General features: G+C 67.0%; 21 protein-coding genes and 1 tRNA gene. 16 read left to right on the forward strand and 6 right to left on the reverse strand.

The genetic code is table 11. The features are described from left to right. Positions 1–126 precede the first annotated feature (126 nt). Both HW466_RS17080 and HW466_RS17085 read left to right on the forward strand, forming a co-directional pair. Positions 127–205: transfer RNA gene (locus tag HW466_RS17080), tRNA-Ile, on the forward strand. 311 nt (positions 206–516) lie between these two features. After that, positions 517–2,067 (forward strand): phospholipase D family protein, encoded by a 1,551-nt coding sequence (locus HW466_RS17085; protein ID WP_059868533.1) that lies wholly within the window; start codon positions 517–519, stop codon positions 2,065–2,067. Positions 2,068–2,209: 142 nt separating this feature from the next. Here HW466_RS17085 and HW466_RS17090 read toward each other — a convergent pair whose 3' ends face one another. Continuing rightward, a complete protein-coding gene (locus tag HW466_RS17090; RefSeq protein ID WP_151003298.1) occupies positions 2,210–4,045 on the reverse strand; it encodes a S53 family peptidase in 1,836 nt (611 codons plus the stop codon). Between HW466_RS17090 and HW466_RS17095 the strand changes: the two genes are divergently transcribed. Further along, complete coding sequence (locus HW466_RS17095; RefSeq protein ID WP_167357953.1) at positions 3,947–4,552, forward strand: hypothetical protein; 606 nt, start codon at positions 3,947–3,949, stop codon at positions 4,550–4,552. The two genes, HW466_RS17090 and HW466_RS17095, sit on opposite strands and share 99 nt — an antisense overlap. 453 nt (positions 4,553–5,005) lie before the next feature. Here HW466_RS17095 and HW466_RS17100 read toward each other — a convergent pair whose 3' ends face one another. Together HW466_RS17100 and HW466_RS17105 are read right to left on the reverse strand one after the other, a co-directional pair. After that, on the reverse strand, positions 5,006–7,450 hold the full coding sequence (locus tag HW466_RS17100) for a mechanosensitive ion channel family protein (protein ID WP_174905932.1): 2,445 nt from the start codon (positions 7,448–7,450) through the stop codon (positions 5,006–5,008). 247 nt (positions 7,451–7,697) lie between these two features. After that, complete coding sequence (locus HW466_RS17105; protein WP_059846633.1) at positions 7,698–8,657, reverse strand: LLM class oxidoreductase; 960 nt, start codon at positions 8,655–8,657, stop codon at positions 7,698–7,700. Between the two features lie 1,178 nt (positions 8,658–9,835). Here HW466_RS17105 and HW466_RS17110 point away from each other — a divergent pair. The 4 genes from HW466_RS17110 to HW466_RS17125 all read left to right on the forward strand — a co-directional run bounded on the left by HW466_RS17110 (position 9,836) and on the right by HW466_RS17125 (position 13,426). Further along, a complete protein-coding gene (locus HW466_RS17110; protein ID WP_151006726.1) occupies positions 9,836–10,732 on the forward strand; it encodes an NAD-dependent protein deacetylase in 897 nt (298 codons plus the stop codon). Next, entirely contained in the window at positions 10,729–11,370 is a 642-nt protein-coding gene (locus tag HW466_RS17115) for a DUF938 domain-containing protein (protein WP_174905933.1), read from the forward strand. Before HW466_RS17110 ends, HW466_RS17115 begins: the two co-directional genes overlap by 4 nt. A gap of 97 nt (positions 11,371–11,467) precedes the next feature. Then, positions 11,468–12,880, forward strand: coding sequence for an NADP-dependent phosphogluconate dehydrogenase (gene gndA, locus HW466_RS17120; protein WP_059450767.1), 1,413 nt, complete (start codon positions 11,468–11,470; stop codon positions 12,878–12,880). A gap of 201 nt (positions 12,881–13,081) precedes the next feature. Further along, entirely contained in the window at positions 13,082–13,426 is a 345-nt protein-coding gene (locus tag HW466_RS17125) for a DUF4148 domain-containing protein (RefSeq protein WP_059466446.1), read from the forward strand. Positions 13,427–13,541: 115 nt separating this feature from the next. Here the strand turns inward: HW466_RS17125 and HW466_RS17130 are convergent, their stop codons facing one another. Further along, positions 13,542–13,862, reverse strand: a complete 321-nt coding sequence (locus HW466_RS17130) for a hypothetical protein (protein ID WP_059450769.1) — start codon at positions 13,860–13,862, stop codon at positions 13,542–13,544. 369 nt (positions 13,863–14,231) lie between these two features. Here HW466_RS17130 and HW466_RS17135 point away from each other — a divergent pair, with 369 nt between their 5' ends. After that, entirely contained in the window at positions 14,232–14,966 is a 735-nt protein-coding gene (locus HW466_RS17135; RefSeq protein ID WP_174905934.1) for a peptidoglycan DD-metalloendopeptidase family protein, read from the forward strand. Between the two features lie 48 nt (positions 14,967–15,014). On the opposite strand, the gene HW466_RS17140 is transcribed toward HW466_RS17135, so the two are convergent. Continuing rightward, positions 15,015–15,653, reverse strand: a complete 639-nt coding sequence (locus HW466_RS17140; protein WP_059450771.1) for a Pr6Pr family membrane protein — start codon at positions 15,651–15,653, stop codon at positions 15,015–15,017. A 233-nt stretch (positions 15,654–15,886) separates the two neighbouring features. Between HW466_RS17140 and HW466_RS17145 the strand changes: the two genes are divergently transcribed. From HW466_RS17145 to HW466_RS17165, 5 genes are all read left to right on the forward strand, one after another. Then, positions 15,887–16,423, forward strand: a complete 537-nt coding sequence (locus HW466_RS17145) for a cytochrome b (RefSeq protein WP_059450772.1) — start codon at positions 15,887–15,889, stop codon at positions 16,421–16,423. Positions 16,424–16,582: 159 nt separating this feature from the next. Continuing rightward, the gene (locus HW466_RS17150; RefSeq protein ID WP_059977749.1) at positions 16,583–16,951 is read left to right on the forward strand and encodes a DUF2946 domain-containing protein; all 369 of its coding nucleotides are present in this window, start codon (positions 16,583–16,585) and stop codon (positions 16,949–16,951) included. Between the two features lie 81 nt (positions 16,952–17,032). Continuing rightward, complete coding sequence (locus HW466_RS17155) at positions 17,033–19,165, forward strand: TonB-dependent copper receptor (RefSeq protein ID WP_174905935.1); 2,133 nt, start codon at positions 17,033–17,035, stop codon at positions 19,163–19,165. 229 nt (positions 19,166–19,394) lie between these two features. Continuing rightward, entirely contained in the window at positions 19,395–20,489 is a 1,095-nt protein-coding gene (locus HW466_RS17160; RefSeq protein ID WP_151006490.1) for a triacylglycerol lipase, read from the forward strand. Positions 20,490–20,492: 3 nt separating this feature from the next. Continuing rightward, the gene (locus HW466_RS17165; RefSeq protein WP_174905936.1) at positions 20,493–21,527 is read left to right on the forward strand and encodes a lipase secretion chaperone; all 1,035 of its coding nucleotides are present in this window, start codon (positions 20,493–20,495) and stop codon (positions 21,525–21,527) included. Between the two features lie 9 nt (positions 21,528–21,536). Here HW466_RS17165 and pdxR read toward each other — a convergent pair whose 3' ends face one another. Beyond that, the gene (gene pdxR, locus HW466_RS17170) at positions 21,537–23,057 is read right to left on the reverse strand and encodes a MocR-like pyridoxine biosynthesis transcription factor PdxR (RefSeq protein WP_151005452.1); all 1,521 of its coding nucleotides are present in this window, start codon (positions 23,055–23,057) and stop codon (positions 21,537–21,539) included. Between the two features lie 107 nt (positions 23,058–23,164). On the opposite strand from pdxR, the gene HW466_RS17175 reads away from it, so the two are divergent. The 3 genes from HW466_RS17175 to HW466_RS17185 all read left to right on the forward strand — a co-directional run bounded on the left by HW466_RS17175 (position 23,165) and on the right by HW466_RS17185 (position 26,740). Next, positions 23,165–24,256, forward strand: a complete 1,092-nt coding sequence (locus HW466_RS17175) for an ABC transporter ATP-binding protein (protein ID WP_059506357.1) — start codon at positions 23,165–23,167, stop codon at positions 24,254–24,256. Positions 24,257–24,334: 78 nt separating this feature from the next. Next, entirely contained in the window at positions 24,335–25,381 is a 1,047-nt protein-coding gene (locus HW466_RS17180) for an ABC transporter substrate-binding protein (RefSeq protein ID WP_151005454.1), read from the forward strand. 102 nt (positions 25,382–25,483) lie between these two features. Further along, a complete protein-coding gene (locus HW466_RS17185; RefSeq protein ID WP_170296694.1) occupies positions 25,484–26,740 on the forward strand; it encodes an ABC transporter permease in 1,257 nt (418 codons plus the stop codon). Positions 26,741–26,760 lie beyond the last annotated feature (20 nt).

Below are 26,760 nucleotides of genomic sequence, written 5' to 3' on the forward strand. Positions count from 1 at the left end.
TGACTGCGAACGCCGCCGGTATCCGCGTGATGCCGGTGGCGTTTGTCCTCTTGGGCGTCTTTGTTGTTACAATGCCGGCCCGGCTTCGTTGCCGGGGTGGCGTGTAGCACACGTTGCTTCCCGTCTGGGCCCCTAGCTCATGCTTGGTTAGAGCAGCGAACTCATAATTCGTTGGTGCCGGGTTCGACTCCCGGGGGGCCCACCAGATTCGCTTCCACGGTTATCCGGGGAAGTCTCGAAACCCGCGACGCCGCAAAGCCTCGCGGGTTTTTCTTTTGCACGCTACCCGAATGTGTCGCGCGTGTTGAATGCGCTCACGCCGGCGTCGCGTGTCGCATCGCCGCCACCGGGAAAGCGCGCGCAGCGTGCCGTCCCGCCATCAATCGAAGTATGCTGTAGCCCGGTCGGCGCGCACGATCGAGCATCGGCGAGCGCGCGAACCGGGGCCAGCGCCGCGTTCCGTCCGGCAGCCAGAACAAACACAAGCAGACTTCGCCTGACAGTGGGGCGGCCATCATGATCATGTTGCGTTCGTGGAGTGCGATTCTGTCGTTGCTGATGCTTGCCGCATGCGCGAGCCTGCCGCCGCAGGCCGGGCGCGCGCAAACGCACGCATTCACCGATACGGAAACCACCCGCCTTGCCATCGCGTTCCGCCAGCAGGCCGCTGCCCATCCGGGGCAGGACGCGTTTCATCTGCTGCGCGACCCCGTCGATGCGCTGGACGCGCGCGTGCTGCTCGCCGATCGGGCCGACCGCTCGCTGGACCTTCAGTACTACATCTGGCACGACGACCTGACCGGACACGAGCTCGCGGACGCGATCATCCGCGCCGCCGATCGCGGGGTTCGCGTGCGTGCGCTGCTCGACGATCTCGGGACGAACGCGGACGACCGCAAGCTGCTCGAGATCAGCTCGCATCCGAACATCGAGATCCGGCTCTTCAACCCGGTCGCCACACGCCACTTCAAGAAGATCGGCACGGTGCTCGAATTCTCGCGCGTGAACCGGCGCATGCACAACAAGGCGATGATCGCGGACAACCAGGCGGCGATCGTCGGCGGCCGCAATATCGGCGACGAGTATTTCGGTGCGTCGTCGATGCTGGAGTTCGGCGATCTCGATGTGGTCGTGCACGGCCCCGTCGTGCGCGACATCTCGACCGAATTCGATACGTTCTGGAATTCGCCGTACGCGTATCCGATCGATGCGCTGGTCGGGCACGACGCGGCCCCGGACGGACTGGACCGCGAGCGCGAACGGCTGCGCGATTACCTGCGCGCGATGGAGGACAATCCGTACGTGCTCGAGGCGCGACAGAGGCTCGACCAGATCGTGCACGGTCAGGGCACCGAGCTTTCCTGGGGGCGGGCGACCGTCCTGTACGACGATCCGGCGAAGATCGCACGCTCGCCGAAGGACAGCGACGGGCACCTGATGCCGCAACTGCGCGCGCTCGCGTTGCGGCCCGAGCAGGAACTGCTGATCGTGTCGCCATACTTCGTGCCGGGCAAGGACATGGTCGAACGGCTGCACGCGCTCACGGCACGCGGCGTGCGCGTGACGATCCTGACCAACTCGCTCGCATCGACCGACGTCGCGGCCGTGCATGCCGGTTACCGGCGCTATCGAAGTGCGCTGCTGGAAGCCGGCGTAAGACTTTACGAACGGCGGCCGTCCGGCGACAAGAGCATCTCGAAGCAGGTCATCATCGGCTCGTCGCGCGCTTCGCTCCATGCGAAGACCTACGTGTTCGATCGCAAGAGCATCTTCATCGGTTCGATGAATCTCGATCCGCGCTCGTTGAATCTCAATACCGAGATCGGTGTTTACTGCGAGAGCCCGGCGATTGCGTCGGAGGTCGCGACGGATCTGGAGCCGCGGCTCGACCGCATCGCGTGGCGAGTCGAATCGAGGACCGACCCGGCCGGAAAGGGGCGGCTGAAGTGGATTCAGACTGACGCGGACGGGAAAGTGACCGAGCTCGATCACGAACCGGAAGTTTCGGCCGCGCGGCGCATGGAGGTGTGGTTTCTCGGCTTGTTTCCGATCGAATCGCAGCTGTGATTCCGCGTGCCCGCGTGCCCGCGGCTGGCGCAGGCAGCGCGCGCCGCCGCACCGCGTCGATCCGGCGCGGTGCGCCGTTGCGCCGACACGGCCCCGGGTGCGCAAACGATCCGCACCCGGAGCCGCATCGCTCATTGCCCGATTACCGCGCGAAATCGGACGTGCCCTGGATGAACGCGTTCAGCTTCGAGATGTTGACGCTGCCGAAGCCCGTCGTCGCGTCCCAGCCGGCCTTCGCCTTGTAGCCGTACGTGCCGCTGCCGTTGTTGCCGGACGTCACGTCGTGCACCAGCGCCGCATTGCTCGGGAAGTACTTGTAGATGCTCGACGCCGGGAAGCCGAGCGCGTTGTTGTTGGCCGATTGCAGCCGCGCCCAGATGCCGGTGAAGATCGGCGCGGCGAGGCTCGTGCCGCCTTCGTTGTTGAGGTAACCCGAACCCCACAGCGTGTCGGACGTCTGGCCGTTCACCACGAGAATCGCGCCGGTGCGCAGGTCGGCGTCGAAGCCGACGTCCGGCAGTGCGCGCTTGGTCGACCCGGTGAGGCTCGACGATTGCCACGACGGCGCGGCTTCGTACTTGCTGTAGCCGCCGCCCGTCGACCACACGGTGCCGGGCTGCCAGCTCGGATCGTTCCACACGATTTCGCTGTTGTACGTGTTGGTCGACGTGTTGGTGAACAACGTCGTGCCGCCCACCGCGATCACGTACGGCGACGTCGCGGGCTCGCTCACCGTGTAGGTCGAGCGCGACGGCGTGCCGCTCGCGCATTCGTACGCGCCGTGGTCGCCGGCCGACACGGAGAAGGTCTGCCCCTGCGCAACGGCCTGCTTGAAAATGGTGTCGTCGGTCGCCTGCGAGCCGGTGCTGTACGCGGACGATTCACACACGCCGAGCGACACGTTGATGACCTTCGCGACGTTGTCGCTCACTGCCTTGTTGTATGCGGCGGTGATTGCCGTGAGCGTCATCGACGGTGCCACGTAGAACACGACCTGCTTCACGCTGCCGCCGGCGGCGCCGACGATCGACTGGCTGTCGAGGTTCCATTCGACGGTGCCGGACGTATCGGTGTACGAACTACCCGACGGACCGGTCTGCACGACGCTGCTGCTGATCGTGCCGAGACCGTTGTTCGCGGCGAACGTGTTGAGGTCGCTGACCGTTTGCGACAGGTCGCCCTCGGAGATGATGCCGACGGTGGTCTGCGAGGCTGTCGGCGTGCCGTCGCCGCCGTAGAGCGACGAGAATTCCGTCGGATTGTGCGGCACCGCGGATGCGCCTGCCGGAATCGTCAGGTTGCTGGTGTTGCCTTGCGGCTTGCTGCCCGCGCCGGTGTGCATGAGCTCGACGTTCTGCAGGCCCAGCACGGCGCCGACGATGCCGCCGATCGAATTCGGCACCTGCGCGGCATCGGTGTTGGCATAGACGCTGCGGCCGTTGCGCGTGAAGCGCTTGAGCGTCGTGCGGAACGCCGATTTGACCGTTGCCGCGGTGCCCGACGCGGACACGAGCAGGCGGTTCGGCGCGACCACGATGTTGACGAAGCCGGCCTGGCGCAGGTGCGCGACGACGGCGGCGACCTGCTGGTCGGTCGGCGCGTATTGCGCGGCGAACTGGGCCGACGTGAGGAACTGCCTGTAGTGGGGCGAGCCGGGCGTATGCAGGTCGTGCAGGTACTGGTCGAGTTGCGCTTCGTTGCGCAGGTTCAACCCGAGCACGATGTCGACCGATTCGCCGGGCGCCATCTCGGTGGCAGCGGAGGCCGCGGCGGCGGTGCTGGCCGCCGGCGCGCCGGCGGTACTGCTGCTTTCTCCCTGCTGGACGAGCGGCAGGAATCCCTTGGTGCGCGTTTCCGTCCAGCCGGCGGCCGGTGCGGCATGGACGGCCGTCATGCCGAACGACGCGGCCGCTGCCGCGGCGAAGGCGAGCCTGGCGATGCGGATGTGTTTTTGTTTCTTGTCTGCAACCTGATTCATTTTGAATTACCCCTCCGGTTGAACATCGAACTGCACGAACAACAACGGTCGACGGCGGTGCGGATCGTGCGCCGCCGATATCCGTCGCGCTCACGCGGATGGCGCGGACGCGACGGGGCCTTTCGCCCGACCCGGCGGGTGGTGATCCACCGGGGGCGAAATGCTGGAATGCTCGGTGAAGGAGGCGCTGCGCCGCGATGCGAATCGGCCGCGCCCGCAGGCCTGATGCAGGCGGGATGGCTAGAGCAACAGTTTTGGAGTCCTGCTCATCTGATTCGGTCCTTCGGCTTGCTGCCGGATGGCAGCTGCCCAAATGAATGCATCGGGATGTTGCATGCGCCGACACGTGAGACGACGATCGGCGGCGAGAACTTCGGTGCGGCGGAAACGAGATGCGTCGAGCAGGAACGATTGCGTGTTGGCAATTCGTCGGATTGCTTGCATCGGACGGTATCAAGAACGAAAGTTCGGTGTCAAACTTTTTCTGATTATATGAAACAAAGTTAGATTGAATAAGGTGAAATGTTTTTGAAAAGTCTTGAGGTGTTTTGTAATTTTCAACTCAGAAAACGGATGCAATCGCGGTCACGTCGGTCGAATAATTCGCGATTGGATTCGTAATGAGCGAACCATATTCGAGAGGTCACTCGAATCACCGGCACCCGTCTTCTGCCGGGGAGCGCATTGGGTGACCCGATCAGATCGGCGGCTGGTCGCGAGCCGGCCGGCGACAGCCTCGCGAGAATGGGCACCGCATCGTGATGGATCGCACCGCGCGGCGACGCGACCGGATGACACAACGGGTCGACGATACGCGAGGCCGGGCGGGACGGCGACGCGGCAAAGCGCGTTCAGCGCATGAAGAAAATCGCCGCGTGTCGAGCGCGGCTATCTGTCGTTCGATGTCGGCGGCACGGTGCGACGCGCGGTGGCCGGGCCGACGGCATGCGCACGATCAGATCAGTCCGGCTTGCGGTCCGCTTCGGCGGGCGGCGGCGCTTCGGCGGGCGGCGTGCCGACGGTATGGTCGCCGTCCTCGTCGTTCGCGGGCGCCACCGGCCGCGAACCGTCTTCATACGCCACGACGCTGCGCTGCGGATTCGCGATTCGAATTCCGCGCTCGCCGAACAGCACCGCGATACGCCGGTTGAATTCGCGCTGCACGCCCCAGCGTGCCGAGTCCTTGCACTGGATCTGTCCGGCCAGCGCGATCGTCGCGCCGTCGACCTGGTCGATGCCCCAGTAGCTGAAATCCGACAGGATGCCGTCCTTGTAGTTCGGATCGTCGCGCAACGCGGCGCCGATTTCCTTCAGCGTCGCGATCGCACGATCGATGTCCTGGCCGTATGCGATGCTGACCTTGACGGCCGCGTTGCCGAGCCCGCGATTCGTGTTGTTGACGGTCGTCACCGAGCTGAACGGGATCGTGTACAGCGACCCGTCGCCCGCGCGAAGCCGCACGGTGCGAATCGACAGGTATTCCACGGTGCCGGACACGCCGGCGAGCGTGACCCAGTCGCCCACCTGCATCGCGTTCTCCATCAGCAGGAAAATCCCGGTGATGAAATCCTGCACGAGCTTCTGCGAGCCGAAGCCGAGCGCGACGCCGAAGATGCTGGCGCCCGCGAGCAGCGGGCCGATGTTCACGCCGATCTCGCTGAGGCCCGTCAGTACGACGACGAGCGCGATCATGATGAACAGCAGCGAACGCAGCATCGGCAGCAGCGTGCGCAGCCGCGCCGCGCGCACGAGGTTGCCTTCGCGCGTCCACTGCTGAAGGCGGCGTTCGATCGCGATGTTCGCGGCTTCCCAGACGATCAACGCGACGACGGCCGCGATCGCGATCGTGATCAGCGCCGACGCGAGCCGATGGCCGATCGTACCGGCTTGAAACGCATGGAAGATCGGCACGCCCCAGATCTGCAGCAGCAGCACGATGGTCACGACCGCGATCACCGCCGACACGATCTGGCGCATCAGCGGGTAGTAGCGGTACGCGTGCAGGTGGACCAGCGTGCGATCGTCGTCGCGGCGCTGGAACAGCCGTGCGAGCGCGCCGAACACGACGATCGACACGATTCGCATGCCGATCATCACGGCGATCGAGCGGCCGCCGAGCGTGATCAGCACGCGGTAGCCGTTATGCACGTCGAGCGCCCACACGAACCACAGCGCCATCACGACGAACACCGACACGGGCGCCCACGCATCGGCGAGCGCGTTGCCGACCATCGCAAAGGCCGGTCGTTCGTCGCCGGCCGCGCGGATGCGGGCAGCGACCGGCTGGCGGCACCTGAGAATCAGCGCGGAGACCATCAAGTGGCCGACGAGCGCGACGGCCTTCAGCAGCGCGACGTGACCGGCATCGCTGAGGCCAAAGGTCGCGGCGATCTCGACCGCGGCGGTGCAGACGCCGACGACGATCACGATCCGCGTGATCGAGCGCTGCGCGATCGCGGCCCATGCGTCGCTGACGTGCAGAAGCCGCAACTGCCGCGCATCGGGCTGGAAGAACAGCCGGCTGACGATTGTCACGAGGCGGCAGATCACGTAGATGTCGATCAGCGATTCGAGTGCGGTATCGGTCGGCGTGCCGGCGCCGTCGAGCACCGACATCGCCAGGCTCGCGACACCGACGAACACCAGCAGCGGCACCACGCGCAGCGCGAGGCTGACCAGCGCGCGCGGCATGCGGCGCAGCAGCGTGGTGTGGCGCCGCGCATGGCCGCGGCCTTGCGACGACGTATCGGGCGTGGCGGTGCCGTCCGCGCTGGCGGTGCCCGGCGCCGATGCCGCAGAGTCTGCCGGTGTGGCCGGCTCGTGCTCGGCGCGCCGCGATGATTCCGCACGACGCGTTCCCAGGGCGGCCAGCGCGCGCCGCAGCAGCCGCTTCGCGAACCACTCGACGACGATCGCGGGCACGAGCACGGCAAGGATGACGAAGAGCGAACGCATGAGATCCGCGCGTTCGTCTGCGCGTACCAGCCGCTCGTGCCACCACACGCCGACCGAGCCGACATCGAGCAACGAGCGCAGCGATTCGTTCAGCGCGCCGCCGATTTCGCCTGCCCAACGTGCTCCCTGCCGGACGAGCATCGATGCGAGCCCGTTCGTCGTGAGCGTGGCGGTGGCGGCGGAGGCCGATGCCGCGCTGGCCGGTGCCGCGGCGCTCGCCGGAAGTGCGGGCGTGGTGAGCACGCCGACGGCCGCGATCGCCCGCAGCGTCGTTTCGACCTGTTCGCGTTCGCGCGGGTTTTGCAGGACGGAGAGGGCCTGCTGCGCCTGTTGCGGCGTCAGTGCCGGCGCGGCGCCGGAGGCAGCCGATGCGGCGGCCGGTGCAGAAGAAGCCGCGTGGGCGATCGATACGACGGCGGCGAGCAGCCAGCCGAGCAGGAAATGTCGCATGGGTGGGCATGCGGGCGCGCATCGATATGTGGCCCGCCGGTCTGGACGATGGACGGAAGTTAACATGATCGCGAACGGACCCGAATAGTTCCGTGGACAAATATTCACATCGGACATTGGGCGGCAGTCTGTTTCGTTTGGCCCGGCGACGACGGTCAAGTCAGGAACGATCCCTGCTCTGCGGCACATCGATTCGGTGCCAACCACCGCCGCCGCTACTCGCAATGAAATATGGATTCCTGATGAATCAGTCCTGCTCGTCGTGAAAGACCGGCAGCACGTGCTCCGCGATTTCCTCGATGATCTCGCGCACGGGCCGGTCCGAGCCGGGATTCAGCGTGACGTGGTGCGTGCCGGCAGCGCGCATGGCCCGCAGGATGCCGACCAACGCATTGCGGCCGGTCGCGTAGCCGAGCGGCAGCGCGCGGGCAGGTGCGTCGCGATTTGCATCGAGATCGAGCCGCATCGATACGCCGAACGCGCGAAAGCCCGGAGGCGCGAGCCGGTCGACGGCCGCGCGCCACATCGAATAACGGGAACGCTGCGTATCCGGATCGCGGTGGTACGTCATCCAGCCGATCGCGTTCCGAGCGATCCAGTCGACGCTCTGTCCGCCGGATCCGACCGCGAGCATCGGCACCGCGGCATCGCCGCGCGGCAGCAGCGTGAAGTCGGGCGCGTCGGGCGGCGTTTCGTCGGGCAGCACGCGGGGCGGCGCGCCGAGCGCGGCCGCGACGACTTCCCAGTGGCGCCGATACCGGTCGCGCCGCGTTTGCGCGTCGACGCCGAACGCTGCATATTCGGGCGGCCGGTCGCCGGAGCCGAGGCCGAGGATGAAGCGTCCGCCGGACAGCGTCGCGACCGACAGCGCGCCTTTCGCGATATGCAGCGGATGACGCAACGGCAGCACGATCGCGCCGCTGGCGAGCACGATCCGGCGCGTGCATGACGCGAGCGCGCCGAGCAGCACCCACGGATCGAGGTGTCCGACCGGGTCGGGATAGTCGGCGCTGTTCAGCGGCACGTCGCGAATCCACAGTGCGCGAAAGCCGAGCGAATCGGCCAGCGCCGCGAGTTCGAGCTGCTCGTTGAAGTCGGCGACGGTCCGGCCGCTGCGCAGCAGCGGCAGCGTCAGGCCGATCGACAGCCGCTCGGCCGAGAAGACGCGTTGCGCGACGTCGGCGCGGCCGGACGCGGGCAGGGGCATGTTCACTCCTTGATTGCGGGGCGAAGCGGGCGCGCTCCGTGCGGTGTTCGCATGCTAACGCGTTTGCGCGACGCTTGTGGTTCGCGGCGAGCGATACGCGACGGCATCGGCGGTTCCTGCGCGATCGGCGCATCCGGTCACCGCGCAATCGACCGGCATGAACACGCGTGAAGATGTTCGACGCCTGTCATCGAGCGCGTTGGGCGCGCGTGGCCGACAGCCGGAGGGCGCTCACGTTCGACGTGCGCGCTCGATCGCGCCTATGCGCGAAGGGTCGGCGATCGTAAGCAGATCGTCGGCGTCGCGCAGTGGCAACCGTCTCGCCGGCGCACATGTCACGTTCCCGCAACGCCGGCGGCGCGCCTATGCGCCGCTCGCGCGGACCGTGTCCGGTCGTTTCACTTTCGAAACGTTCGCGCATTTCCGTCGCGGCCCGATTTGCGTCGGGGTCACTTCACCGGCCGCGCGGCCTTGTACCGCGAAGCATGGTGCGCTCCTTGCATATCTGTATGCGCCGTGAGCGCGATTGCCGGCGCAGTAGTGGCCCGGCCATCGCTTCAGTGGGTCGGACGCATCGAAGACGGGGACAAGACAATGAGAACAGACCGAATCGCAACGCATCGTGTTGCAAACATGAATCGCCGACCTGCCCGTGAATTCGCCTCGCCGTTGATTGCGGTGACATGAGCGTGCGGCTTTTCGTTCCATCCGAACAATTCGGGTTCGTTCCGAACGATGACGTGCATGCGTGACGCACGAGGTCGACCGGTGCCGGTCGGCCGTCGGGGATGAACCGCCCGTGCACGCAGATGGGCAATCATGAGTTCCGGATCGTCATGCCGGCGCGCGAAACGTACGCGCGCCGGGCGCGCCGCGTGCGTGCGCGTGCCGCACGCGGCGCACCGTGGCGATCTGCCAACCATCAGGAAACAGAAGGTGTAGTCAACGGGGAAGGTCCGCCGGCCGCGCCGCGGCGGATTCGACGTCATTGTGCTGTCAGTTGATCCACTACCCCGATGGATCAATTGTTGGAGCGCCCATCGCCATCTGGTCGATGGGCGTCTTTTTTTGCTGCGCCGGTGTCGCGCGCACCGCCAGCCCGATCGCGCGGCGTTCTGTATCATGTGCTGGCGCGCTGGCCGTGTGCCTCGCCACCGCGCCGATCACGCGCCGCCAACATGAATGACATCGCCTTGCCCGACCCCTCATCCGCCAGCATCGATCCGGCCGCGCTCGACGCGCTGCACGCGTTCGTCGAGCGCCATCCGCGGCTGCTCGTGCTGACCGGTGCCGGCATCAGCACCGATTCCGGCATTCCCGGCTATCGCGACCGCAACGGTCAGTGGATGCGCTCGCCGCCGATCCAGCTTCACGAATTCCTCGGTTCCGAAGTCGCACGCCGCCGCTACTGGGCGCGCAGCATGATCGGCTGGCCCGTGGTGGGCCGCGCGCAACCGAACCGCTCGCACGTCGCGCTCGCGCGGCTCGGCAGCACCGGCCGGATCGAGCGGCTCGTCACGCAGAACGTCGACGGGCTGCACCAGCGTGCCGGCAGCGGCGACGTGATCGAGCTGCATGGCGGCATCAACGCCGTCACGTGCCTCGATTGCGGTGCGCATCATGCGCGCGCGACGATCCAGACCTTGCTGGAAACGGACAACCCCGAGCTGCTGGGCGCGCAGGCGGAACCGGCCGCCGACGGCGACGCGCACCTCGAATGGGCGGCCCTCGACACGTTCCGCATTCCGGCCTGCCCGGCCTGCGGCGGGCTGCTGAAGCCGGCGGTGGTGTTCTTCGGCGAGAACGTGCCGCGCGAACGCGTCGCGTTGGCGTCGCAGGCGCTCGATGCGGCCGACGCGTTGCTCGTCGTCGGCTCGTCGCTGATGGTGTATTCCGGCTACCGGTTCTGCGTGTGGGCCCAGGCCCGGAACAAGCCCGTCGCCGCGCTGAACCTCGGCCATACGCGTGCCGATCCGATATTGACGCTGAAGGTCGAGGCGCGTTGCGCGCCCGCGCTCGACGCGCTGAACGCGCGGCTGGGTGTCGGTAGCGGTGCGCCGGAGCACGCATCGTGACCGGGCCGACGTCCTCGCGCGATCCGTCCGCGCGGCTGTCGGCGCCGGCGGCCGAACGCAATCGCGGGCCGATCCTCGACGTCCTGCGTCGCGTGCTGCCCGCCAGCGGCGACGTGCTGGAGATCGCGAGCGGCACCGGGCAGCATGCGGTCCATTTCGCGCAGGCGTTGCCGGCGCTGCGCTGGCAGCCGAGCGATCCCGACGTGCACGCGCGCCGCTCGATCGCCGCGTGGGTCGCGCATGCCGGCCTCGCGAACCTGGCCGAGCCGCTGGCGTTCGACGTGCGCGATGCGTCGTGGCCGGCCGCGGCGTTCGACGCGATCGTCTGCATCAACATGATCCACATCTCGCCGTGGGCGTGTGCCGAAGCACTGTTCGCCGGCGCATCGCGCGTGCTGCGCCCGGGCGGCGTGCTGTTCCTGTACGGCCCATATCGCCGCGACGGTCGGCACACGGCGCCGTCCAACGAAGCGTTCGACCAGCAGTTGCGCAGCCGCGACCCGTCGTGGGGCGTGCGCGATCTCGAGGCGGTCGTCGCGCTGGGTCTCGATCGCGGGCTCGACTGCATCGAGGTCGTCGAGATGCCGGCGAACAACCTGAGCGTCGTGTTCAGGCGCCTGCCGCACGCGGAGCAATGACACGCAAGCGCGCATCGCAGCCGGGTTTCCACTATCCTTTCGCCTGTGCGCGCGGCCCGGTTCGGGTCGCGCCCCGTTTTTTCCGGAGAATTGACTAATGGGCAAACAAGCAATCGGTGTGATCGGGCTCGCGGTGATGGGCCGCAATCTCGCACTCAATATCGAGAGCCGCGGTTACGCGGTGTCGGTGTACAACCGCAGCCGCGAGAAAACCGACGAACTGATCGCCGAATTCCCCGGCCGCAATCTGGTACCGACCTATACGCTCGAAGAATTCGTCGCGTCGCTCGAGACCCCGCGCCGGATCCTGATGATGGTGAAGGCCGGCGAAGCGACCGATGCGACGATCGCATCGCTCAAGCCGCTGCTCGAGAAAGGCGACGTGCTGATCGACGGCGGGAATACGCACTTCACGGACACGATCCGCCGCAACCAGGAGCTCGCGCAATCGGGCCTGCATTTCATCGGCACCGGCGTGTCGGGCGGCGAAGAAGGCGCGCTGCGCGGCCCGTCGATCATGCCCGGCGGCCAGCGCGACGCGTACGACCTGGTCGAGCCGATCCTCAAGCAGATCGCCGCGAAGGCGCCGTCCGACGGCGAGCCGTGCGTCGCGTACATGGGCCCGGACGGTGCGGGCCACTACGTGAAGATGGTCCACAACGGCATCGAATACGGCGACATGCAGCTGATCGCCGAAAGCTATGCCGTGCTGAAGGATGTCGCCGGCCTGACCAACGACGAACTCGGCGCGGTGTACACCGAATGGAACCAGGGCGAGCTCGACAGCTACCTGATCGAGATCACGTCGAAGATCTTCGGCAAGAAGGACGAAGAAACCGGCAAGCACCTCGTCGACGTGATTCTCGATCGCGCCGCGCAAAAGGGCACCGGCAAGTGGACGAGCCAGAACGCGCTGGATCTGGGCGTGCCGCTGCCGCTGATCACCGAGTCGGTGTTCGCGCGCGTGCTGTCGTCGCTGAAGACCGAGCGCGTCGCGGCGAGCAAGATCCTGTCGGGCCCGGCCGCCGCGTCGTTCGACGGCGATCGCGCCGCGTTCGTCGAAGCGGTGCGCCGCGCGCTGTACCTGAGCAAGGTGATCTCGTACGCGCAGGGCTTCGCGCAACTGCGCACGGCGTCCGAAGAGTATGGCTGGAACCTCGATCTCGGGACGATCGCGAAGATCTTCCGTGCGGGCTGCATCATCCGCGCGCGCTTCCTGCAGAAGATCACGGACGCGTACGCGAAGGATCCGGCACTCGCGAACCTGCTGCTCGACCCGTATTTCAAGGACATCGCCGCCAACTACCAGGCGTCGCTGCGCGACGTCGTCGTGGCCGCGGTGAAGGCAGGCGTGCCGGTGCCGGCGTTCGCGTCGGCGGTTGCGTACTTCGACAGCTACCGTTCCGAGCGGCTGCCGGCGAACCTTGTGCAGGCGCAGCGCGACTTCTTCGGCGCCCACACGTTCGAGCGTACCGACAAGCCGGGCAGCTTCCACGCGAACTGGTCGTAACCGGCAGGCGAGGACGTCATTGTTGCGAAATTCTATTCTTTGAGTAGGGTTTTTCGTTCCCGGATCCCGGAATTGTTGGCTCCGAGGAAACAGTGTTTTCGTTCTTTCATGGTTTTCCCTAGGTGATCTCGGGACTAAACTTTGTTCAATCGCTGCAGACATGGTGTGTGCGGCGGAGCAAAAAAATCCCGGAGGTTAATCATGAAATCGCTGATCGCAACGTTCGCTGCTGCTGCTGTCCTCGCCGTTCCTGCCGTCTCGTTCGCCCAACAGAACGCGCCCGTCACCCGTGCGCAGGTGAAGGCCGAACTGGTTCAACTGCAACAGGCCGGCTACAAGCTGGGCAGCGATCGTACCGACTACCCGGCAGGCATCCAGGCGGCTGAAGCCCGCGTGAACCCGCAACAGAACGTGGCCGCCGCCGATACGAGCGGCTACGGTGCGCAACCGGCCGCCCAGCAGGAATCGGGCGCTCCGGCTGCCGCCAAGACCGGCTGGCAGGTCAAGCGCGTGTCGGATGGCGCACCGGTCTACAAGGGTCGTTAATCGCCATCGGTCGCCCGGCCGCATGTGCGGCCTGATGTGACCCCATGCAGTACTCGCAGCCCGTGGTTCCGCCGCCCGGAACGACGGGCTGTTTTCATTGGTGTCCCGCGCCGCGTCAATGCAGCGGCCGTGGGCCGCGGCCGATGTCCCGGAACAGCGCGTCGGCCGGCTCCAGCGCCTGCAGCCAGGCCTCGTCGTAGCCGCTCAGCGTGTCGAGTGCGTCGCGTAGCCGCTCGATCGCGAGGATCGGCAGCTCGACGCTGTGGCGCGTGGCGCCGCTCAGGTGCGCGACGCTCGCCAGCTGGACGAGGGCGTCCGCTGCTTCGGCGACGTCCGTCGCGAACAACAGGTGCCGGTTGAGCAATTCGACGAGGCCGCTGGAACCGGCGAAATCCTCGGCGTTGAGCTGCACGGACAGAAACGTCGCGTTGTTCATGGTCTTCTCCTCGTTATCGCGGGTCGTGCGGTGCACCTTCGAGTATAGGAGGCGGCCCGCGGCAGGGTGGCGATCATCCGCGCGGCACGGCTGGCGGCCCGCCGGCATGCGCGTGCGATACCGCAAGATTGTTGCCGGATCGGGCACCTGTCGCGGCCCCGACTACGACAGATGGTATCTTTGACGGCCGGGACGACCCGAAAATGGCGCGAAAAAGGGGCCGATGAGCCCGTTCGTGCCGACGTCCCGCTGTGGAAACCGAAGGCCGCGAGAGCGGTCGGATACTGGTAGTCCGGCCGTCTGGCCGGACATCGTGCGTCGCGCGCCGGAGGGCGGTGGGCGGCGCAACGACGCAAATCCGGAGGACCCTTGAGAAAAACGATTCCGATCCACGATGCGCTGGCGCGCTGGTTGCCGCAGGCGGCACTTGTCGCCGCGGCTGCCGCGCTGACGGGCTGTACGATGACGCCGTGGACCGACAACTGGCAGCCGGCACGGCCGTCGACGCCGGCGTCGGTCGCCACGCCGGGCGTGATCGCCGGCTATTACCGCGTGAATCCGGGCGACACGCTCGCTGGCGTTGCCGCCGCCTACGGGCAGCGCGTGCAGGACGTGGCCAGCTGGAACCATATGTCGCCCAACGACGCCGTGTCGCCCGGCCAGGTGCTGCGCGTCGCACCACCGCCGGCCGCGACCTCGCTCGGACAGCCGCCCGCCGCGGCCGCGCAACCGGGCTCGCTGGCCTGGCCGGCCACGGGCATGGTCGCGACGCCGTTCGTCCCCGGCAAGACGCGCGGCATCGTGATCGCCGCGACCGGGCCCGACCGTTCGGTGCGGGCCGCGGCAAACGGGCGGGTGGTCTATGCCGGATCCGGCGTCAAGGCATACGGCCCGCTCGTGATCCTGAAGCACGACAACGGCCTCATCACGGCCTACGGGCACAACGGCAAGCTGCTCGTCAACGAAGGCGACGCGGTGCGTGCGGGCCAGCCGGTCGCCGAGATGGGCACCGACGCGAGCGGTCGCGCGACGTTCGACTTCGAAGTCCGGCAGAACGGCAAGGTCGTCGATCCGATGAACTTCCTGCCGCGCAACGGCGGCTGACGCGCCGCGTCACGACGTGTGCGCCGCGCGGCGCACACGTTCCCGTCTTCACCCTTCCTTGAGTTCCGCGGTGCCAGGTTGCCTCGCGTGGTTGCCGAGCCAGCGAATGCCCAGTGCAAGTCCCGCCGCGCCGAGCGCGATCAGCGAACACTGAATCGCGACCGGCAGGTATCCGTGCGGCCGCGGATCGACGAACGGGTACGGATACCAGTTCTCCAGCGCACCGCGAACGAGCGTATAGCCGAGATAGACGACCGGAAAGCCGAGCCACGCGAACGCGCTGCGCCACGCAATCGGCGAGCGCGGCTCGACGTACAGCCAGTCGCACAGCACCACGAGCGGCACGATCCGGTGCAGAACCCAGTTGTTGAGAGCCGGCGTGACGTGCCGCAACGCATCGAGCCGGGCGAGCAGCAGTTCGTAGACGATCGCGGTGATCAGCACGTAGAGCACGGCGGCGCCACGCATCGATTCGTAGCGCGCCGAACCGGGGCGCGTGATGCGAGACAGCCCCACGATCAGCATCGCGGCGGCGTAGAGGCTGCTCAATTGCGTGAAATAGCTGAGGTAGTTGCCGAGATGGAAAGTCGGCATGCCCCAGTAGCCGGCTACGCTGTGCAGCGTGGTCGATACCGCGAGCAACGCGGCGATCAGCCGGTAGGCCGCAACGAAGAACGCTTTGCTCATGATGCCCGCGCAACGTCGCACCAAAGCTTCATCCTGCCACAGCCGTGGACGCGCGCGATTCGGACTTTCCTTATGGCGGGCCGGCGGGCGGGCCGCGCGGATTCGTCGGATATTTGATCCGGTCGTACAACGGCGCTCGCGCGTGAGGCTACAATCGGGGCAACCGCCGGGGCGCCGGCCGCAGCGGCATGTGCGTGCCCCTGCATACCCCACGAGAAATCACGAGACACAGCATGAAAAACATCCTCGCGAAACAGACGCGCTACAGCTCACCCGCGATCTTCTTCCACTGGGCCATCTTCCTGCTGGTGGCGCTGGCCTATCTGGCCATCGAAATTCGCGGACCGAAAGGCAGCGACAGCCGCGCGTTCTGGATGAACGTGCACCTGCTGGCCGGTACCTGCGTGCTCGTGCTGTCGGTGCTGCGCGTGCTCTGGCGCATGATCAGTCGCGTGCCGGAGGCCATTGCGCAGGCGGCGCTGCTCAAGTGGCTGTCGAAGCTCGCGCATTTCGCGCTGTACGTGTTCATCATCGCGCAGCCGTTGCTCGGCATCATGATGATCAACATGGGCGGCAAGCCCGTGTCGCTCGACTGGATCGGCGTGTCGTTCACGCTGTTCGGCCCCGACAAGGCGCTGCGGCCGACGATCAAGGAAGCGCACGAACTGATCGGCAACGCGTTCTACTTCGTGATCGGCCTGCATGCACTGGCCGCGCTCTACCATCACTTCATCCGGCGCGACGACGTGCTGCGACGCATGGCACCGTGATTACCGCACGCTGAAGCCGCACGGCAGCCCCGGGGGGCGCATGGTTGTCGACACAACCATGCGCCCCCGATCCGTTTGGCCCGATGCGCGGCTGGTCATTGCCGCGAACATTCTGTAACATCTCGGCTGCTTTTACATTCCGCTTACGCATCGCCGCGCATGTTGCATCGACATCGTCACCTGACCGCCTGGCTCGGCGTGTTCGCGATCTGGCTCGCGATCGCGGCGCCGCTGGTGTCGCAGTGGCGGATCGCGCAGGCGGCGACCCCCGACGCGATCGTCTGTAGTGCAGAGCATGGTGCGCACCGCGCGCCCGATGCGGGCCCCGCGCACGATCACGCATTGCATCTCGATGCGTGCGGTTATTGCGGCTTCTTCGCACACAGTCCCGCAATCGGCGGCACGGCCGCCGTATCGTTCGCTTTCGTTCCCCCTCATGCCGTATCCGCCGCCGCGCCGCATGCCGTCGCGGCGCGCGCCGACCGCTATCCGCGCGCGTACCCGCGCGCACCGCCCGAGCGCGCCTGACGCGCTGTCTTCCGTTCCATTCATCGCCTATCCGTGCGGTCCGTCGAGGCCCTGTGGAGGGCGTCACTCGGGCTTTCGATCATGATCCTTCTTTCGTTGCGCGCGCCGAGGGCGGCGCGCCATTCCCGTACGCGGCCCGTGCCGCGCGTGCTGAAACTCACCGTTCCCGCACTGGCCGTCGGCGCGATGACCGCGGCGGCTGCCGCGACCGAATCCGCGCAGGCGGCCGGTGCGCCGACGGACGACGCGGCCGCGCTGCTGCCGGCCGTCGAAGTCGTCGCGTCTCCGCTGTCGACACCGCTGGTCGTCGTCACGGATCCGAAGACGCCGCGTCAGCCGCTGCCGGCAAGCGATGGCGCGGACTACCTGAAGACGATTCCCGGCTTCACGTCGATCCGCAGCGGCGGGACGAACGGCGACCCGGTGCTGCGCGGGATGTTCGGGTCGAGGCTGAACATCCTTGCGAACGGAATGCCGACGCTCGGCGCGTGCCCGAACCGGATGGATGCGCCGACCTCGTATATCGCGCCGGAAAGCTATGACAAGGTCACCGTCGTGAAGGGCCCGCAGACGGTGCTCTACGGTCCCGGCGCATCGGCCGGCACGGTGCTGTTCGAACGCGTGACGCCGCGTTTCGAACGCCCGGGCATGCGTTTCGACGGCAGCGTGGTCGGCGGATCGTTCGGCCGCAACGATCAGAACGTCGACGTGACGGCCGGCACGCCGGACGTCTACGGCCGCGTGACCGCGAATCACGCGCACGCGCAGGATTACGAGGACGGCAACGGCAACACCGTGCCGTCGCAATGGGACAAGTGGAACGCCGACGCGGCGCTGGGCTGGACACCGGACGATCACACGCGCGTCGAACTGACGGCGGGCACCGGTGACGGTTATGCGCGCTACGCGGGGCGCGGGATGGACGGCGCGCATTTCCGCCGCGAGACGTTCGGCCTGTCGTTCGACAAGCGGCATCTTGGCGACGTGCTCGACCGGATCGAAGCGCGTGTGTTCTACAACGAAGCCGATCACGTGATGGACAACTACACGTTGCGGCAGCCCGACCCGACCAGCAGCATGCCGATGAGAATGGCATCCGAGGTGCGGCGCCGCACGCTCGGTGCGCGGGCGGCCGCGACGTTCCGTTTCGGCGACGACTTCAAGCTCGTGACCGGCGTCGATGCGCAATCGAACCGGCTGGATGCCCGCTCGGCGATGGGGCGACAGAACTACGGCGACCAGCCGTGGGATGCACAGGCGACGATGTGGAACGCCGGCGCGTTCGGCGAGCTGACGTGGTATGCGAGCGATGCGTCGCGCGTGATCGGCGGCGCGCGCGTCGACTACGCGAGCGCGCGCGACAAGCGTGCGACGACGCGCGGGATGATGGGCAGCAAGCCGAACCCGACCTTCGACGACGATCGCGCGCGCGTGCTGCCGAGCGGCTTCGTGCGATACGAGCGCGATCTCGCGGCGCTGCCGGTCACGTGGTACGCGGGAATCGGTCACGCGGAACGCTACCCGGACTATTGGGAACTGTTCTCCGCGAAGCGTGGCCCGACCGGTTCGGTCAATGCATTCTCGGCGGTGCAGCCGGAGAAAACGACGCAGCTCGACGTCGGCGCGCAGTTCAAGAGAGAGCGGCTCGATGCGTGGGTGTCGGCCTATGCCGGTTATGTGCAGGATTACATCCTGTTCAACTACGCGGCCGGGATGATGGGCCCGACCACGCAGGCGGCCAACGTCAACGCGCAGATCATGGGCGGCGAAGCCGGCGTGTCGTGGCGGCCGGTCGCACCGCTGCGCGTCGAGACGTCGCTCGCGTATGCGTGGGGGCGCAACGCGACGAGTGGCGATCCGCTGCCGCAGATGCCGCCGCTCGAGGCGCGCTTCGGGCTCGAGTACACGCACGGTGCATGGTCGGCAGGCGGTCTGTGGCGCGTCGTTGCGCCGCAGCATCGTTACGCGCTGAACGAGGGCAACGTGGTCGGCAAGGACTTCGGTCCGAGCGCCGGCTTCGGCGTGCTGTCGCTGCACGCACAGTACAACGTCAGCAAGAAGGTGCAGATCTCGGTCGGTATCGACAACGTGCTGGACAAGGCCTACACCGAGCACCTGAACCTCGCCGGCAACGCCGGCTTCGGTTATCCGGCAAACGCGCCGGTGATGGAACCGGGCCGCACCGCATGGTTGCGCGTGAGCGCGAAGCTGTAACGTGCGGCGCGTGTGCGATGCAGCATGCGCGCGCGTGAACGCAGCCCCGCCCGAACGGGCGGGGCGCGTCAACCGATTAGAGAACCGTATCTAGTCAGGGCGCAAACGTTCGCGACTCGTGATTCACTCCGGCATTCGACGCATACGGTGCCAGCGACCGTTCGCGACTTGCCGTGCGCGTCGATCCGATCTCATTCGCACCGGCAGCACAATAATCAGGAGAACATCCATGGCCAGATCGATGCGTTCCAGGGTGGTGGCAGGGGCAGTGGCTTGCGCGATGAGCGTCGCGCCGTTCGCGGGGACGACCGCGCTGATGACGCTTGCAACGACGCACGCGGCAATGGCGGCAACCGCAGCGGCGGACAACTACGCGGCGACGCGTTATCCGATCATTCTCGTGCACGGGCTCACCGGCACCGACAAGTACGCGGGCGTGCTCGAGTACTGGTACGGCATCCAGGAGGACCTGCAGCAGCACGGCGCGACCGTCTACGTCGCGAACCTGTCGGGATTCCAGAGCGATGACGGGCCGAACGGTCGCGGCGAACAACTGCTCGCTTACGTCAAGACGGTGCTCGCCGCCACCGGTGCGACCAAGGTGAATCTGGTCGGTCACAGCCAGGGCGGGCTCACGTCGCGCTATGTCGCGGCCGTCGCGCCCGATCTCGTCGCGTCGGTGACGACGATCGGCACGCCGCATCGCGGCTCCGAGTTCGCGGACTTCGTGCAGGGCGTACTCGCGTACGATCCGACCGGATTGTCGTCGTCGGTGATCGCGGCATTCGTCAATCTGTTCGGTATCCTGACGAGCAGCAGCAACAACACCAACCAGGACGCGCTCGCCGCGCTGAAGACGCTGACGACTTCCCAGGCCGCCACGTACAACCAGAATTACCCGAGCGCGGGTCTCGGCGCGCCGGGCAGTTGCCAGACGGGTGCGCCGACGGAAACCGTCGGCGGCAATACGCATCTGCTGTATTCATGGGCCGGCACGGCGATCCAGCCGACCGTCTCCGCGTTCGGCGTGACGGGCGCGACGGATACCAGCACGATTCCGCTGATCGATCCGGCGAACGCGCTGGACCTGTCGACGCTTGCGTTGTTCGGCACGGGCACGGTGATGATCAATCGGGCCTCCGGCCAGAACGACGGGCTCGTATCGAAGTGCAGCGCGCTGTACGGGAAGGTGCTGAGCACGAGCTACAAGTGGAACCATCTCGACGAGATCAACCAGTTGCTCGGTGTGCGCGGCGCGAACGCGGAAGATCCGGTCGCGGTGATCCGCACGCATGCGAACCGGCTGAAGCTCGCGGGCGTGTAATCGATGACGGCACGTGAAGGACGCGCGCCGCTCGCGCGGCGCGTTGCAATCTACGGCGCGGCGGGGCTGGCGGCGATCGCCGGCGTCGCGATCTGGAACAGCACGGTATCGCATCGCGGCGCCGACGCGACGCATGCGTCGGCCGACACGGCAGTGCCCGGCGGCGCGAATGCCGCGCCGCCCCAGGCCGCAGTGCCCGCGAGCGCGGGCCTGCCGCCGCCGCTCGCCGGTTCCAGTGCACCGAGGCTGCCGCTCGATGCCGGCGGCCATCTTGCGAAGTCGCGTGCGGTGCGCGATTTCTTCGACTACTGCCTGACCGCGCGGAGCGACCTGAGCGCGGCCGAGCTCGATGCGCTCGTCGTGCGCGAGATCGCCGCACAGCTCGACGGTACGGTTGCGCAATCCGAGGCGCTCGATGTATGGCATCGATATCGCGCGTATCTCGACACGCTGGCGAAGTTGCCGCAGGCGGGCGCGGTCGACAAGTCCGATCTCGGTGCGCTGCAGCTCGCGCTCGATCAGCGCGCGTCGATCGCGTCGCGCGCGCTCGGCGAGTGGAGCCAGCCGTTCTTCGGCGCGGAGCAGTGGCGGCAGCGCTACGATCTCGCGCGGCTGAAGATCGTGCAGGACCGCACGTTGACGGATGCGCAGAAGGCGGAGCGGCTCGCGGTGCTCGCACAGCAGATGCCCGCTGACGAACGTGAGGCACGGCAGAAGGCGGACCGGCAGCAGGCCGCGATCGACCAGATTGCGCAGTTGCAGAAGAGCGGGGCGATGCCCGAAACGATGCGCGCGCAACTGGCGCAGACACTCGGCCCCGAAGCTGCCGAGCGCGTCGCGCAGATGCAGCAGGACGACGCATCGTGGCAGAGCCGTTACGCGGACTATGCGGCGCAGCGTGCGCAGATCGGCGCGGCCGGATTGTCGCCGCAGGAGCGCGACGCGCAGATCGCGGCGCTACGGCAGCGCATGTTCACGAAGCCCGGCGAAGCGATGCGCGCGGCGTCGCTCGACCGCGGCGCGGCTGCCGCGCAGTAACGTGCGCGCTCATGCCGCGCGCGTGAAGTGTTGCGGCAGATGCTGTTCGATGGTGGCCGCGAGCGTGTCGAACGCGGGGCCGATGCTTTCGTGCGCGACGCACGCGTAGCCAAGCAACAACCCGCGCCGCGCGGTGTCCTGGCTGCTGTAGTAGCTGGTCAGCGGGCGCACGATCACACCCGCGTCGAACGCACTTTGCGTGACCGCGCGGTCGTCGCACGTATCCGGCAGGCCGAGCACCAGATGCAGGCCGGCCTCGTCGCCCATCACGGGCAGCGCGTCGCCGAAGCGCGCATGGATCGCATCGATCAGCAACTGCCGGCGCTCGCCGTACAGCGTGCGCATCCGTCTGACGTGCGAAGTCAGGTGCCCGTCCATGATGAATTCCGCGAGCACGGCCTGTTGCATCAGCTGGCCCTCGCGATACAGCTCCGACAATCCGGTGCGGAACGTGTCGACCAGATGCTCGGGGACGACCATGTAACCCATTCGCAGGCCCGGGAACAGCATCTTGCCGAGGCTGCCGACGTAGATCACGCGGCCGCCGTCGTCGAGGCCCTGCAGCGATGCAAGCGGGCGGCTGCCGTAGCGGAATTCGCTGTCGTAGTCGTCCTCGATGATCCAGCAGCGGTGCTGGCGCGCATACTCGAGCAGCATCCGGCGCCGCGCAAGGCTCATCACCATCCCGAGCGGATACTGGTGCGACGGCGTGACGAGCACGAGCCGCGGCGGATGCTGCATGTCGGACGCGCTCGGATCGATGCCTTCCTGGTCGACCGGCACCGGCGTGAGCGCGAGGCCGGTCGCCTGCAGCACGCTGCGCACGCCCCAGTAGCACGGCTCCTCGACCCACGCACGATCGCCGATGTCGGACAGCAGCCGCACGGCGAGGTCGATCGACTGGTGGATGCCGGTCGTGATGATCACCTGGTCCGGCGAGCATTTGACCGAGCGCGCGACGCGCAGGTAGTCGGCGAGCGCGCGGCGCAGCGGCCGGTAGCCGCCGCCCGGCGCATAGGTCAGCAATTCGGGATTCGCTTCCTTCCACAGGCGCGCCTGCAGGCGGCTCCACGTGCGGCTCGGGAATTCCGACACGTCCGGCACGCCCGGCATGAACGCGCCCCACTGACGCCGCGATACGCCCGCATGTTCGATCAGCTGCCGGCCGCGCATCGACAGGCCGCCTTGTGCATCCTGTTGCGCCGCCGCATCGCTGCCGGACGGCGGCGCAGCGGCCGGAACGCGGATCGCGGCCGCGTCCGGGCGCGTGTCGGCCACGTAGGTGCCGCTGCCGGTCGTCGTCAGCACGTAGCCTTCCGCCGTCAGCTGGTCGTACACGTGCAGCACGGTATTGCGTGCGATCGACAGGTCTGCCGCGAGCGTGCGCGAACTCGGCAGCTTCGTCCCTGGCCCTAATTCCCCGGTGAGAATCGCCTGCTGCATCAGTTGCAGCAGCTGCCGGTACATCGGCTCGGACGAGCTGCGGTCGAGCCGGGCGGAGAGCCAGTCGGCCAGGATCACGGTATCCAAAGTGGTCCTACTTGGAATATTGAAATGGTTCCCTATTGTAGAACCGTGCCCGCCGTATAGTGGGTCCATCTCAAAAACATTTGTCGCGCAGCAAGGGGACAGCCACGATGAAGTCCGATGATGTGATCGTCAGCTTTCGCGGCGTGCGGAAGACCTACGACGGCGAGACGCTGGTCGTCAAATCGCTTGACCTCGACATCCACCGAGGGGAATTCCTGACGCTGCTCGGGCCGTCCGGCTCGGGCAAGACCACCTGCCTGATGATGCTGGCGGGCTTCGAGTTCCCGACGGGCGGCGAGATCCGCCTCGACGGCGAACTGCTGAATACCGTGCCGCCGCACAAGCGCAACATCGGCATGGTGTTCCAGAACTACGCGCTGTTTCCGCACCTGACGGTCGAGCAGAACGTCGCGTATCCGCTGTCGGTGCGCAAGCTGCCGGCGGCCGAACGTGCGGAGCGCGTCGCGCATGCGTTGAAGATGGTGCAGATGGAGCGTTTCGCGAAACGCTATCCGGCGCAGTTGTCGGGCGGCCAGCAGCAGCGCATCGCGCTCGCGCGGGCGCTCGTGTTCGAGCCGAAGCTCGTGCTGATGGACGAGCCGCTCGGCGCGCTCGACAAGCAGCTGCGCGAACACATGCAGTACGAACTGAAGGCGCTGCACGAGAAGCTCGGCGTGACCTTCGTCTATGTGACCCACGACCAGGGCGAGGCGCTCACGATGTCCGATCGCGTTGCCGTGTTCGACAAGGGCATCGTGCAGCAGCTCGACACCGTCGACCGCCTGTACGAATCGCCGTGCAACGAATTCGTCGCGAACTTCATCGGCGACAGCAACCGGCTGCGCGGCACCATCGCGCGCATCGACGGCGAATTCTGCGAATTCCGGCTCGACGACGGCACGCAGCTCGTCGGTCGCCGTATCGGCGACGCGGCCGAGGGCGCGCCGGCCGTCGCGTGTATCCGGCCCGAACGCATGAGCCTCGCGAACGGGCACGCGAACGGCACGGCCAACCGCGTGACCGGCGAGGCGCGCAGTCTCATCTATTTCGGCGATCACGTGCGCATGCGCTGCGCGCTGCCGGGCCAGGACGAATGCTTCGTGAAGGTGCCGCTCGGCACGGGCGCGCTCGACGCGTTCTCGCCCGGCGCGCCGGTATCGCTCGCATTCGCGCCCGAGCATTTGCGCGTATTCGCCTGACGCAGGGTTTTTCCGCTTTATCGCAGCACGTCGTCAACAACAACTGCCCACTTCCACCACGAGAGGAGAGGAACCACCATGAACGGAGCAAGCACTACCGCGCGTCGCACCGCACTCGCACTCGCGCTCGCCGTCGTCGGCGCATCGGCCACGGCGGCCGAACTCACGGTCGTCAACTTCGGCGGCGCGAACGGCGACGCGCAGAAGGCCGCATTCAACCAGCCGTTCGAAAAGGCCACCGGCAACAAGGTCACGGCCGTCGAATACAACGGCGAGCAGGCGAAGGTGAAGGCGATGGTCGAGGCGAAGCACGTCAACTGGGACGTGGTCGAAGTCGAATCGGGCGACCTGAACCGCGGCTGCGACGAAGGGCTGTACGAGAAGCTCGACTGGTCGAAGATCGCGAAGAAGTCCGACCTGATTCCGGAAGCGCCGCAGGTGTGCGGCGTCGGCTTCTTCGTGTGGTCGACCGCGCTGTCGTACAACGCGGACAAGCTGAAGGCCGCGCCGACCGGCTGGGCCGACTTCTGGAACGTGAAGAAATTCCCCGGCAAGCGCGGCATGCGCAAGGGCGCGCGCTACAACCTCGAGTTCGCGCTGATGGCCGACGGCGTCGCACCGAAGGACGTCTACAAGGTGCTCGGCACGAAGGCCGGCCAGGATCGCGCGTTCAAGAAGCTCGACGAGCTCAAGCCGTACATCCAGTGGTGGGAAGCGGGCGCGCAGCCGCCGCAGTTCCTCGTGGCCGGCGACGTCGTGATGTCGACCGCGTACAACGGCCGTATCGACGCCGCGCAGAAGGAAGGCAAGAACCTGAAGGTCGTGTGGAACGGCAGCATCTACGACCTCGACTACTGGGCGATTCCGAAGGGCTCGCCGAACAAGGCGCTGGCCGAGCAATACATCGCGTACACGCTGACGCCGAAGCCGCAGCAAGGATATGCGCAGCACATCGCGTATGGTCCGACGAACATCGCGGCGATCAAGTCGCTCGACGCGAAGACGCTCGCGAACCTGCCGAACTCGCCGGCCAACGGCAAGAACGCGGTGCTGGAGGACATCGGCTTCTGGACCGACCACAGCGACGAGCTCGAGCAGCGCTTCGCCGCTTGGGCGACGAAGTAAACGCTACTCAGGTGTCCTGATGCAACCTGCCGCGCGGCGCATCGACCGCGTCGCGCGGCATTCCGCCGGATCGAGCCCGGCCGGAGAGAACCGTTGAACACGATGACGATCGCTCCTTCCTCGCCGTCGACAGCCGCGCTCAAGCGCGAGCTGAAGGCTGCCGAGGCCCGCAAGCGCACGATGGCGTTGCTGCTGATCGCGCCGCTCGCGATCTTCCTGCTGCTCATCTTCGTCGTGCCGATCGGCACGCTGCTCACGCGCGCGGTGCAGAACCCCGAGATCGCAACGGCGCTGCCGAACACGGTCGCCGCGCTGTCGGGCTGGGACCGCAAGGCGCCGCCGGCCGATGCCGCGTACGTCGCGCTCGCGGCCGACATGACGAAGGTGGCCGACAGCGAGGCGATGGGCGCGCTCGCGCGGCGCCTGAACACCGAGATTCCCGGCTATCGCTCGCTCGTCGCGAAGACGGCGCGCGCGATGCCGCTGAAAGGCGACAACCACGCCGCGCTCACACCCGCGCAAACGCGCACGAAACTGATCGACCTCGATTCGCGCTGGGGCGACGTTGCGTACTGGCAGTCGATCGCGAAGAACGGCAGCCAGGTGTCGCCGTTCTACCTGCTCGCCGCGCTCGACCACAAGCAGGACGGCTTCGGCCGGATCGTGCAGGCCGATCCCGATCAATCGATCTATCTCGCGATCTTCGGCCGCACGTTCGTGATCGGCGTCGCGGTCACGCTGTTCGCGCTGCTGCTCGGCTATCCGCTCGCTTACTGGATCTCGACGCTGTCGGAGCGCCGCGCGAACCTCGTGATGATCCTCGTGCTGATTCCGTTCTGGACCTCGGTGCTGGTGCGTGTCGCCGCGTGGATCGTGCTGCTGCAGAGCGAAGGGCTCGTGAACAAGGCGCTGATCGGCAGTGGGCTGATCTCGCATCCGCTGACGCTGCTGTTCAACCGCGTCGGCGTGTACATCTCGATGACGCACATCCTGCTGCCGTTCATGATCCTGCCGCTCTACAGCGTGATGAAGTCGATCCCGCCGACGTACCAGCGCGCGGCCGTGTCGCTCGGCAGCCACCCGTTCGCCGCGTTCTGGCGCGTGTACGTGCCGCAGACCTACCCGGGCGTCGGCGCCGGCGCGCTGCTCGTGTTCATCCTCGCGATCGGCTACTACATCACGCCCGCGCTGCTCGGCGGGCCGAACGACCAGATGGTCAGCTACTACGTCGCGTACTTCACGAACGTGACGATCAACTGGGGCATGGCGTGCGCGCTCGGCGGGTTGCTGCTCGCGGCGACGCTGGTGCTCTATGCGGTGTACGGGCGCTTCACGCGCACCAACGTGAGCCTCGGCTGAGCGCCGCGCACAACGAAACG

It is taken from the genome of Burkholderia territorii, assembly GCF_902833055.1.
Taxonomy (GTDB): domain Bacteria; phylum Pseudomonadota; class Gammaproteobacteria; order Burkholderiales; family Burkholderiaceae; genus Burkholderia; species Burkholderia territorii.